Origin of the sequence: Bacteroides sp. D20 (assembly GCF_003436255.1) — a bacterium.
Taxonomy (GTDB): Bacteria; Bacteroidota; Bacteroidia; order Bacteroidales; family Bacteroidaceae; genus Bacteroides; species Bacteroides uniformis.
The window spans coordinates 93,657-104,652 of record NZ_QSOO01000003.1; the positions used below are offsets into that span (position 1 = coordinate 93,657).

The 10,996-nt window shown below is 48.0% G+C and carries 9 protein-coding genes; 1 reads left to right on the plus strand and 8 read right to left on the minus strand.

Features of this window, described 5'->3' with window-relative positions:
- Window positions 1–117 precede the first annotated feature (117 nt).
- Window positions 118–510: a DUF3836 domain-containing protein gene (locus DXD78_RS03920; RefSeq protein ID WP_005826180.1), complete on the minus strand. Its 393-nt coding sequence runs from the start codon at window positions 508–510 to the stop codon at window positions 118–120.
- A 278-nt stretch (window positions 511–788) separates the two neighbouring features.
- Window positions 789–3,644 (minus strand): DNA polymerase I, encoded by a 2,856-nt coding sequence (gene polA, locus DXD78_RS03925; RefSeq protein WP_009037468.1) that lies wholly within the window; start codon window positions 3,642–3,644, stop codon window positions 789–791.
- Window positions 3,645–3,731: 87 nt separating this feature from the next.
- Between polA and DXD78_RS03930 the strand changes: the two genes are divergently transcribed.
- Window positions 3,732–4,706 carry a polyprenyl synthetase family protein gene (locus DXD78_RS03930; RefSeq protein WP_008662178.1) on the plus strand — a complete coding sequence of 325 codons (975 nt, stop codon included), beginning with the start codon at window positions 3,732–3,734 and terminating at the stop codon, window positions 4,704–4,706.
- 84 nt (window positions 4,707–4,790) lie between these two features.
- On the opposite strand, the gene deoC is transcribed toward DXD78_RS03930, so the two are convergent.
- The 6 genes from deoC to mnmG all read right to left on the minus strand — a co-directional run bounded on the left by deoC (window position 4,791) and on the right by mnmG (window position 10,949).
- The gene (deoC, locus tag DXD78_RS03935) at window positions 4,791–5,693 is read right to left on the minus strand and encodes a deoxyribose-phosphate aldolase (RefSeq protein ID WP_009037467.1); all 903 of its coding nucleotides are present in this window, start codon (window positions 5,691–5,693) and stop codon (window positions 4,791–4,793) included.
- A complete protein-coding gene (locus DXD78_RS03940; protein WP_009037466.1) occupies window positions 5,680–6,018 on the minus strand; it encodes a nucleotide pyrophosphohydrolase in 339 nt (112 codons plus the stop codon). Before DXD78_RS03940 ends, deoC begins: the two co-directional genes overlap by 14 nt.
- Complete coding sequence (dtd, locus tag DXD78_RS03945; protein WP_005826171.1) at window positions 6,018–6,470, minus strand: D-aminoacyl-tRNA deacylase; 453 nt, start codon at window positions 6,468–6,470, stop codon at window positions 6,018–6,020. Before dtd ends, DXD78_RS03940 begins: the two co-directional genes overlap by 1 nt.
- 80 nt (window positions 6,471–6,550) lie before the next feature.
- Complete coding sequence (uvrC, locus tag DXD78_RS03950) at window positions 6,551–8,371, minus strand: excinuclease ABC subunit UvrC (protein WP_009037465.1); 1,821 nt, start codon at window positions 8,369–8,371, stop codon at window positions 6,551–6,553.
- A 122-nt stretch (window positions 8,372–8,493) separates the two neighbouring features.
- Window positions 8,494–9,018: an adenine phosphoribosyltransferase gene (locus DXD78_RS03955; RefSeq protein WP_009037464.1), complete on the minus strand. Its 525-nt coding sequence runs from the start codon at window positions 9,016–9,018 to the stop codon at window positions 8,494–8,496.
- A gap of 56 nt (window positions 9,019–9,074) precedes the next feature.
- Entirely contained in the window at window positions 9,075–10,949 is a 1,875-nt protein-coding gene (mnmG, locus tag DXD78_RS03960) for a tRNA uridine-5-carboxymethylaminomethyl(34) synthesis enzyme MnmG (protein WP_009037463.1), read from the minus strand.
- Window positions 10,950–10,996: the final 47 nt, after the last annotated feature.

Below are 10,996 nucleotides of genomic sequence, written 5' to 3' on the forward strand. Positions count from 1 at the left end.
GTTTTTCAAGATATAATAAAAGAGCCGGAATGTGCGAATCATTCCGGCTCTTTTATAAAAGGTTTCGGTTATTGTTGTTAGGAATAAGATTTCTTACTTTAAGAGAGAGTTTGTCAATTACATGTTAGGGTTGTCCATGATTACTGTCATCTCGGGAACCAGTATGTATTCGCCTTTCTTGTTGTTCCATTTGTAGTATGTGGTAGTCATCGTCTTGCCTTGGTATGCATAGCGGATGCACATGTCCTTGCCCCATGTATTCTTGGTGCTGTTCCATTTCAGGGCTTCGCTTTCCGTCATGCGGTTCTGGTCGTCGTACTTATAATTGTACTTCATATAGTTGGCAAGCGTGTTTCCGTCCATCTTGTATACGGTCTCTGCCACTTTCATGCCATTTACTTCTTCCGAATTGTAAATGAGGTTGCTCTTATTGTCGGCTGAGGCATTTAATCCGCAAACTAAGAGAAGTGCTGAAACAATCACTGTTTTTAAAGATACTTTTGCTTTCATGGTTTTATGTCTTTTTTAGTTTAACTTTCTATTTTCTATCAATATGTCATTGATTTCGCTGCAAAGGTACGTATTAAATTGACATAAATATAAATATCATATTAAATTTTATCAATATGTCAGTAGTGAGGGCTTCGGTATGCTTTCTTTTTGGCAAGATTGGTGAATAAAAAATATCCGGCAGTGAGGTTGCCGGATATTCTGATGAGCAAACTGTATTTCGAAAGGATTGCTTCTGTTGCTTTCTGATTGTAAGTTAAATAAAGTTATTGGGTGGTTTAGTGTGCCTGCAACCAGTTGTTTCCCCACCCACAATCGGCTTTCAGAGGTACGTGCATGTGATATGCCTGCTCCATCTCTTCGATTACGATTTTCTGTACAAGTTCCTTTTCAGCCTCTGGAACGCTGAAATTTAGTTCGTCATGGACTTGTAAAATCATCTTTGCTTTCAGATTGTAAGCTTGGAAGCGCTGATAGATGTGTGCCATGGCTACTTTTATGATGTCGGCGGCACTTCCCTGGATGGGAGCGTTGATGGCATTCCGTTCGGCATAGCCCCGTACCACCCCGTTTCTTGAGTTGATGTCCGGCAGGAAGCGCTTGCGGTGGAAGATGGTTTCCACATAGCCGTTCTCGCGTGCCACCTGGATGCTTTTATCCATATACTCCTTCACTTGTGGGTAGGTTTCAAAGTAGCCGTCTATCAGCTCTTTGGCTTCCTGGCGGGAAACGCCCATGCGTTCGGCAAGCCCAAAGACGGAGATGCCGTAGATGATGCCGAAGTTTGCCGTTTTTGCCTTGCGGCGCATGTCGGCGGTTACGTCGTTTATATCTATTTTATATATCTTGGCAGCGGTGGCGGCGTGGATGTCGTGTCCGCTGAGGAAGGCGTCTATCATGTTCTTATCTTCGCTGAGGTGTGCCATGATGCGCAGCTCTATCTGCGAGTAGTCGGCAGAGAAGAACTCGCAGCCGGTGTCGGGGATGAACGCCTTGCGGATTTCCTTTCCGTCTTCGTCGCGGATGGGGATGTTCTGCAGGTTGGGATTGCTGGAGCTGAGGCGTCCGGTAGCGGTCACCGCCTGGTTGAAGGAGGTGTGTATGCGACCCGTGCGCGGGTTGATGAGCTGGGGTAGGGCATCTATATAGGTGCTCAGTAGTTTCTTCAGTCCGCGGTATTCCAGTATCTTTCCGATGATGTCGTGCTTGCTGCGGTAGCTCTGCAGCACCTCTTCGGAAGTGACGTATTGTCCGGTCTTGGTCTTTTTGGCCTTCTCCACGATTTTCAGCTTGTCGAACAGCACTTCGCCTACCTGCTTGGCGGAGCTGATGTTGAATGTCTCGCCAGCCATCTCGTAGATTTCCTTCTCAATCTCCTGCAGACGGACGGTGAAGTGTTGGGACGATTGCTTCAAGGCTTCCGTGTCGAGCAGCACTCCGTTGCTCTCTATATTGACAAGTACGGGGACGAGCGGCATCTCTATTTCGTAGAACAGATGTTCGGCACCTTGCTCCTTCAGTTCCTTTTCCAGCACGTTTTTCAGTTTGAGGGTGACGTCCGCATCCTCGCAGGCATAACGGTAGACATCTTCGGGTGGAAGGTCGCGCATGTTCTTTTGGTTTTTGCCTCGCGCTCCAATTAGCTCATCGATGTGGATGGTCTGGTAGTGCAGGTAGATTTCCGCCAGATAGTCCATGTTGTGTCGCAGTTCGGGTTGAAGCACGTAGTGGGCAAGCATGGTGTCGAAAAGTTTGCCTTTCACCTGGACGCCGTAATTTTGGAGGATAATCATATCGTACTTGATATTTTGTCCCACCTTCATGGATTTCTCGTTTTCGAAGAGGGGACGGAACTCGTTTACAATTTTTAAGACTTCCTCTCGTTCGGCGGGAACGGGTACGTAGTATGCACGGTTTTCGGCATCGCTGAAGCTCATTCCTACAAGTTCGGCGTCCATTGGCTCGGTTCCGGTAGTCTCGGTATCTATTGAGAGAATTTCGCTTGTAAGTAACTTTTGAATAATTTCTGCTCTTTTGTCTTCTGTATCAATGAGTTGGTAGTCTACATCGAGCATTTCTAACCGCGTCAGGTTTGAATTTTCAGAAACGCCCGTCCCCTCGCCCGCAAAATTTGCAAACAAATCGCCTTGAATCGGGGCGCTGTTTTCGGGAGTGGAGGTTTGCGGCTGGGCAAACAGAGTCCCGGCAAAGAGGTCGGGTACCGGAGAGGTTGGAGTAGGGGAGGACGAATTGCCGCTTCCCTTTTTGAGTACCCGATCGATGAGTGTGCGGAATTCCAACTCCTCGAAAATCTTGCGGAGTTCCTCTTCGTTCGGTTCTTCGCGGACGAGCGAATCCATGTCGAGCTGAATGGGAACATCTGTTTTGATGGTGGCAAGGAATTTGGAGAAGGTTATCATCTCGCGGTTGGTTTCCACTTTCGTTTTCAGTGCGCCTTTCAGCTGGTCGGTATGTTCCAGCAGGTTTTCGATACTGCCGAATTCGGCAATCAGTTTCTGTGCGGTTTTCTCGCCCACACCCGGACAGCCGGGGATGTTGTCGGAAGCATCACCCATCAGTCCCAGCATGTCGATGACCTGCTCGGTGGTCTGTATGTTGAACTTGGTTTTTACTTCTTCGGTACCCATCACTTCGAATCCGCCGGTGTGCTTGGGGCGGTACATGAAGACGCGGTCCGATACCAGTTGCCCGTAGTCCTTGTCGGGAGTCATCATATAGGTGGTGATGCCCTGCCGTCCGGCTTCGGTGGCGAGCGTGCCTATCACGTCGTCGGCTTCGTAGCCGGATACTTCGAGGATGGGAATGCGGTAGGCGCGGATGATGTCCTTTATAATAGGTACGGAAAGGCGGATGGCCTCGGGTGTCTCCTCGCGCTGTGCCTTGTATTGCTCGTAGGCCTCGTGGCGGAAGGTGGGGCCCGACGGGTCGAAGGCTACTCCTATGTGTGTGGGATTCTCTTTTTTGAGCACTTCTTCCAGGGTGTTTACAAAGCCCAGAATGGCCGAAGTGTTGAATCCTTTTGAATTGATTCTCGGGTTCTTGATGAACGCGTAATAGGCTCGATATATCAGTGCATAGGCATCGAGCAAAAACAGTTTATCGATTGAATTCATACATTTAATCCTTTTTTTCATGGTAAAAGTACAAAAAAATACCGTATTAACCGTTTTATTACTATTTTTGTAGGCAAATAGCGATGCATGGACAACTCATCATTGATAAAATCTCCGATTTCTGAGGAATTGGAGGACTTCAAGAAGCTTTTTGAAAGTACCCTCTCCAGTTCCAACCTTTTGCTGAACAGCGTAATTGCGCATATCCGGCAGAAGAACGGGAAGATGATGCGCCCCATTCTGGTGCTTCTGGCTGCGAAGCTTTTTGGCAAGGTATGTCCTGCAACCCTGCATGCTGCGGTTGCGTTGGAACTTCTTCATAATGCCAGCCTTGTGCACGATGATGTAGTGGACGAAAGTACTGAACGCCGTGGACAACTCTCCGTTAATGCCATTTTCAATAATAAAGTAGCCGTACTGGCAGGCGATTATCTGCTTGCAACAGCGTTGGTGCAAGTGGGCATGACCCGTAACCATGACATTATCGACATCGTCTCCTGCCTGGGGCAGGATTTGGCAGATGGTGAACTTCTGCAGCTTTCCAACGTCAGCAATCTCCATTTCTCCGAGGAAGTCTATTTCGACGTTATCCGCAAGAAGACGGCCGTGCTCTTTGCAGCTTGTACGAAGGCGGGCGCTCTCTCGGTGGGGGCCAGCGATGAAAAGGCGGAATCTGCGCGTCTGTTCGGTGAATATATCGGGCTTTGTTTTCAGATAAAGGATGATATTTTCGATTACTCCGAGAGCAAGGAAATAGGCAAACCTACCGGAAATGATATGGTGGAGGGGAAGTTGACTCTGCCTGCGCTTCATGTGCTCAATACCGTGAAGGATAAAACAGCGGAAGAAATTGCCGTAAAGATAAAGAATGGGGAGGCAACGCCTGGCGAAATAGCCCATTTAATCGAATTTACCAAGCAGAATGGTGGTATAGAGTATGCTTCGCAAGTGATGTATGACTATAAGGAAAAGGCTCTTTCTTTGCTGGCTTCTTTGCCCGATACGGAGGTAAAAGTAGCGCTAGCCGGGTATCTGGATTATGTGGTAGAACGGGAAAAATGACGGACTGTTTCCAGTTGATAATATGAGAAAGCCTGATGGAACCCACTCCATCAGGCTTTATTTATAGGTAAATGCAGCTTCCTCTTAAAAGAATTTCATTTCCTCGCCCTTGATTTCCGAAAGCAGCAGGTTGGCAAGACGACTGGTTCCCAAGCGGAACAGTTCGTTGTTCAGCCATTCTTCGCCGAGCACTTCCTTGACGATGGTGTAATAAATCAGTGCATCGTTCACGCAGTTGATTCCTCCTGCGGGCTTAAAGCCTACCTTGATACCCGTCAGCTCGTGATATTCCTTGATGGCCTGGCACATAACCAGGGCGGCCTCCGGCGTGGCGGCAGGCTGCTGCTTGCCGGTGGAAGTCTTGATGAAATCGGCACCCGAATACATGGAAAGGATGGATGCTTTTTTGATGTTCGAAGCCGTCTTCAAAGCTCCGGTTTCGAGGATTACCTTCATGTGGTGCTCTTTGCAGGTTGCTTTGAGTTCTTGTATCTCCTCGCACATGCCTTCATAGTCTCCCGCCAGGAACTTGCCCACCGAAATAACGATGTCTATTTCATCGGCGCCTTCCATCAGTGCCATGGCAGTTTCTGCCACTTTCACTTCAATGAAAGTCTGGGAGGAGGGGAAACCTGCTGATACACAAGCTATTTTTACATCTTCCACTTCCAGCGTGTCTTTTACGACTTCTGCAAAATTGGGGTATACACAGATGGCTGCCACATTCTTCAGGTCGGGGAACTCTTCGTCGAATTTATTCACTTTCTGGGTGAATTTCATGACGCTTTCATCGCTGTCTTCACTCTTCAGGGTGGTAAGGTCAATGCAGTTGAACAGGAATTTCTTTACCTCCGGTGTATTGTTTGCCGGTACTTTCTCTGCAATGATTCTGGCAGCTTGTGCAGCTATTTCTGCATCATCCAGTTGGGTGTTGTACTTTGCCAGGGCGGCGTCATACTTACTCTGGGTAGGCTCATTCTTCTCCATGGTTTTTCAATTTAGGATTATTGATATGTCTTGTCTGGTCACGTCTGGTTTTCTTCTCGAAGTTGCGGCAGAAGGCGTCTGTCAGGTTCACTCCGGTCTGGTTCGCAAGGCAGAGAAGTACCCAAAGAACATCTGCCATCTCATCGTCGAGATTGTCTTTTTCTCCTTTCTTGAAGGATTGGTCGCCATACTTGCGTGCCATGACGCGGGCGAGTTCGCCCACTTCTTCGGTCAGTATCGCCATATTGGTGAGTTCGCTGAAATAGCGCACTCCGTATTCCTTTATCCAGGAATCCACTTGTTTCTGTGCTTCTTCTAACGTCATTATTCCTTGTTTTTTGTATCTATACAGATGGTCACGGGACCATCGTTCATCAGTTCTACTTTCATATCGGCACCAAATTCGCCGGTACCTATTTCTTTACCTAATGCTAAACTCAGTTCCCGGCAGAATTGTTCGTACAGCGGGACGGATATTTCCGGCCGTGCTGCCCGTATGTAGGAGGGACGGTTGCCTTTCTTGGTGGAGGCGTGGAGGGTGAACTGGCTGATAACCAGTATCTCGCCGTCTGCTTCAAGAATGGATTTGTTCATTACGCCGTTTTCGTCATCGAAAATGCGCAGGTTGACTATCTTCTTGCAAAGCCAGTCGATATCTTCTTTTCCATCGGATTCTTCGATGCCTACGAGTATCATGAGGCCCTTTCCAATGGAGGCTTTGCAGGTTCCGTTGATGGTGACGGAAGCGTGTCCGGCACGTTGTATCACTACTCTCATGTTATTCTTGTCTTTTTGAGGGAACAAAGTTACGAATTAATTCGTTGTGTGCATGGCTTTACAGACGGATTTATCAGTTATTATTTCTCTGAGAAATAGGTCTGGATGATTTTGGCTTTCGCTTCTCCCACCACGGCGGCAAGCTCCTCGGCAGATGCTTCGCGGATACGCTTCACGCTTTTGAACTCCTTGAGCAATGCGCTTTTCGTCTTTTCGCCGATGCCTTTTATCTCGTCCAGTGCAGAGGCAATCTGCCGTTTGCTGCGCTTGTCGCGGTGGAAGGTAATGGCGAAGCGGTGCACTTCATCTTGAATCTGCGTCAGCAGTCGGAAGAGGGGGGTGTTCTGTTTCAATCCGATGGTCTGGGGAGGGTAGCCATACAATAGCTCGGAAGTGCGGTGTTTGCCATCTTTGGCAAGTCCGGCGATGGGGATGTTCAGGCCAAGCTCGTCTATCGCCTCTTTTACGGCGCTCATTTGCCCTTTTCCGCCGTCGGTGATAAGAAGGTCGGGCAGGGGTGCTTTCTCTTCTATAGCGCGCTGATAGCGCCGTTTTACGACCTCTTTCATGGAGGCATAGTCATCCGGTCCCTCTACGGTCTTGATATTGTACTTGCGGTAATCCTTCTTGGAAGGTTTCCCCTTGACGAAGACCACGCACCCGGCCACGGGGTCGGAACCCTGGATGTTGGAGTTGTCGAAACATTCTATCTGCATGGGCAGGCGGTCCAGGTGCAGCTCTTGCTGTATTTCTTTCAGCAGGCGCACGGTCCGTTGCTCCGGATTCAGCTTTTCGGCTTGCTTCAGGCGGTCGGCTTTGTACTGCTTCACATTGAGGATGGAGAGTTCCAGCAGTTTCTTTTTGTCTCCCCGTTGCGGGATGGTAAAGACGACATCTTTCAGCTCCATATCCAGCTCAAAAGGCACGATGATTTCACGAGAAAGGCTCTTGTATCTTTCCCGCATTTCGATGATGCCGAGAGAGAGCAGTTCTTCTTTGCTCTCATTCAATCGTTTCTTGTATTCAAAGGTGAAAGCCTGGTTGATGGCACCGTTCGTAATGTGCAGGTAGTTGACGAAAGCGGACTTTTCATCGCTGTCTTCCTCGATGGAGAACACGTCGATATTGTGCAGCACGTTGCTTACCACTTCCGATTTCGCCCGGTAGTTTTCCAGCAGCAGGTATTTTTCCTTTATCTTCTGTGCTTCTTCAAACTTCATTTCGGCTGCCAGTTCCTGCATTTGCTGGAAAAGCATCCGTTCTATCTCCTGGGTATTCCCTTTGAGTATTTCCTTGATTTCAGCGATGTTTTTCAGATACTCTTCCTGGCTTTGCTTCCCGATGCAAGGTCCTGCACAGTTCTTGATGTGGTATTCCAGGCAGACATTGAACTTCCCGGCACGTATGTTTTCCGGAGAGAGGTTCAGGTGGCATGTACGCAAAGGGTACAGATGCTTGATGAGGTCGAGTAATGCGTACATGGAAGGTATATGGCTGTAAGGGCCATAATAGGAGGAACCGTTACGGATTATCTTCCGGGTTCTGAATACACGTGGAAAGTATTCGTTCTGCACGCAGATGCTGGGATACGTCTTGTCGTCTTTCAACAGTACGTTGTAGCGAGGCTTGTATTTCTTGATAAGATTGTTTTCCAACAATAGCGCGTCTTCTTCCGTATTCACCACGATATATCGGATATCTGCAATCTTGCTGACCAGCACCCTCGTCTTTCCCGGTTCGTGCTCCCGGTTGAAGTAGGAAGACACTCTTCGCTTCAGATTCTTTGCCTTTCCTACATATATAATAGTCCCTTCGGTATTCAGATATTGGTAAATACCGGGACTTTCGGGAAGGTTGGATACAATCCCTTTGAGGTAGTCGTTAGTTCTGAGTTCTTCCATAATACCGACGTTTCACCACAGATTACACAGATTAGCGCAGATTTCTCTTTGATAAAACTGTGTTTTGTGGTGGATAAATAATCTGTGTTAATCTGTGTAATCTGTGGTGAAATATGAAATGGCTAAAGCGACAGCACAGCCTCCACTTCCACATCATCTCCAAACACATCCTTGCCATGAAGCTCTTTCAGCTCGATGATGAAGTTTACATACACTTTCTTGGGGTTCATCTGTTTCACCAGTTTGCAGGCGGCTTCCATTGTTCCACCGGTTGCCAGCAAGTCGTCGTGTAGCAATACTACATCGTCTTCATTGATGGCATCTTTGTGCATCTGCACGGTGTCTTTGCCATATTCTTTATCATAGCTTTCTTCAATGGTTTCTGCAGGAAGCTTTCCCGGCTTGCGGATAGGTACGAAGCCTGCCCTTAGTCTGGTGGCGAGAATGGGGCCCATAATGAATCCTCTTGATTCTATACCCACTACTTTGGTGATGCCTTTGTCTTTATACATCTCGTATAGTGTGTCCGAGAGTTCCTGCAAGGCGGTAGGCTCCTTGAACAAGGTAGTTACATCGTAGAATAGAATTCCCGGAATGGGGAAGTCGGGTATTTCTCGGATGCTTTTGGTAAGAGTTTCTTTGCTCATAATCAGTTTATTTAATACGTTTATTGAATTCTTTGTTTCACGTGGAACTTTGCGCTCTATCGTCCGCAAAGTACCAGTAGCACGTTGATGTCGCTTGGAGATACTCCCGGAATCCGACTCGCTTGGGCTATTGTTTCCGGATCTATCTTCATCAGCTTCTGTCTGGCTTCGGTAGAAAGGGATTGAATGGAATTATAGTCAAACTTACCTTTTATCTTGATGCTTTCCAATCTTGCCAATTTATCCGCAATAATCCGTTCGCGTCCGATGTATCCCTCGTACTTGATGAGTATTTCTGCAGCTTCTACAATTTCTTCCTTTCTATCGGATATTTTATCCAGTTCTCGTTTAAAGGCACTGACGTGTTCGGCAATGTTCTCAATCGTTATCTGCGGACGGTTTATCAAATCTATCAATTTGCATCCCTGGCGCAGTGGAGTTGTGCCGAGCTGCTCCAATACCGGATTGATTAATGCCGGTTTCATCGAGTAATTCCGCGCGAAGTCTATAATCCGGTTCACGGCTTCACGTTTTTCTGTCAGCAGCTTGTACCGCTCTTCCTTGGCGAGTCCCAGCTTCCAGGCTTTTTCCGTGAGTCGCATGTCCGCATCATCCATACGGAGCAGGATGCGATATTCGGCACGGGAAGTAAACATACGGTAAGGCTCGTCCACACCTTTTGTTACCAAGTCATCGATTAAAACGCCGATATATGCTTCATCCCTTGCAAGGGTGAACGGTTCTCCGCCGTGGCAATTGATGTGGGCGTTGATACCTGCCATGATTCCTTGTCCAGCTGCTTCCTCGTAACCGGTTGTTCCGTTTACTTGTCCGGCAAAGAACAGATTCTTTATATTCTTCGTTTCCAGCGTATGTTTCAGTTGGGTGGGGTCAAAGAAGTCGTATTCGATGGCATAGCCCGGGCGGTAGATGACGAGGTCTCTGAACGCCGGTATCTTTTTCAATGCTGCAATCTGGATGTTCATGGGCAATGAAGAAGAGAATCCATTCAAGTAGAGCTCTTGGGTTGTTTCCCCTTCGGGCTCCAGGAAAAGCTGGTGCTGCGGTTTGTCGGGGAAAGTCACAATCTTGGTTTCTATACTGGGGCAATAACGTGGGCCGATACTTTGGATTTGTCCGTTGAAAAGGGGAGAATCCGGCAGACCTTCCTGCAGGATGCGGTGTGCTTCTTCGTTGGTGAAGCAAGTCCAGCAAGGGAGCTGTTTCAAATGGCGTACATGAATGTCCATGAACGAGAACTTGTGGAAGTCACATTCTCCGTCTTGGATTTCCATATCCTCATAATGCACGCTGCGTCCATCTATGCGTACGGGGGTTCCCGTCTTCATGCGTCCAAAGGTGATGCCATGCTTTGCGATGGATTCGGTTAATTGGTAGGATGCAGGTTCTGCCATACGTCCGCCTGGAAGCATGGTACGTCCCACGTGCATCAGTCCATTGAGGAAAGTTCCTGCGGTGAGTACTACACATTTGGCATGGAACGTTACTCCCCATAATGTGACTACTCCCGTAATCTCACCGTTTTCAACGAGGATTTCCTGCACGGTATCCTGCCAGATATGCAGGTTGGGGATATTTTCCAGTATCTCTCTCCATGCCCAGATGAATTTGTTGCGGTCGCACTGCGCGCGCGGACTCCACATAGCGGGACCTTTGGAACGGTTCAGTATACGGAACTGTATGGCTGTCTGGTCTGTCACCAATCCCATATATCCTCCCAAGGCGTCTATTTCGCGTACTATCTGTCCTTTGGCGATGCCTCCCACTGCCGGGTTACAACTCATCTGTCCGATTTTGTTCATATCCATTGTGATAAGACAAGTCTTCGAACCCAGGTTTGCAGCAGCGGCAGCGGCTTCGCATCCTGCGTGTCCGGCGCCGATTACAATAACGTCATACTTAAACTCCATTCGTTCAGTGTATTTTAAAACTGTGCAAAGTTACGAAAAAAGTTGTA

Coding starts and splice junctions, on each gene's coding strand:
- DXD78_RS03920 (WP_005826180.1), bottom strand. CDS start 510: ATGAAAGCAAAAGTATCTTTAAAAACAGTGATTGTTTCAGCACTTCTC.
- polA (WP_009037468.1), bottom strand. CDS start 3,644: ATGAATTCAATCGATAAACTGTTTTTGCTCGATGCCTATGCACTGATA.
- DXD78_RS03930 (WP_008662178.1), top strand. CDS start 3,732: ATGGACAACTCATCATTGATAAAATCTCCGATTTCTGAGGAATTGGAG.
- deoC (WP_009037467.1), bottom strand. CDS start 5,693: ATGGAGAAGAATGAGCCTACCCAGAGTAAGTATGACGCCGCCCTGGCA.
- DXD78_RS03940 (WP_009037466.1), bottom strand. CDS start 6,018: ATGACGTTAGAAGAAGCACAGAAACAAGTGGATTCCTGGATAAAGGAA.
- dtd (WP_005826171.1), bottom strand. CDS start 6,470: ATGAGAGTAGTGATACAACGTGCCGGACACGCTTCCGTCACCATCAAC.
- uvrC (WP_009037465.1), bottom strand. CDS start 8,371: ATGGAAGAACTCAGAACTAACGACTACCTCAAAGGGATTGTATCCAAC.
- DXD78_RS03955 (WP_009037464.1), bottom strand. CDS start 9,018: ATGAGCAAAGAAACTCTTACCAAAAGCATCCGAGAAATACCCGACTTC.
- mnmG (WP_009037463.1), bottom strand. CDS start 10,949: ATGGAGTTTAAGTATGACGTTATTGTAATCGGCGCCGGACACGCAGGA.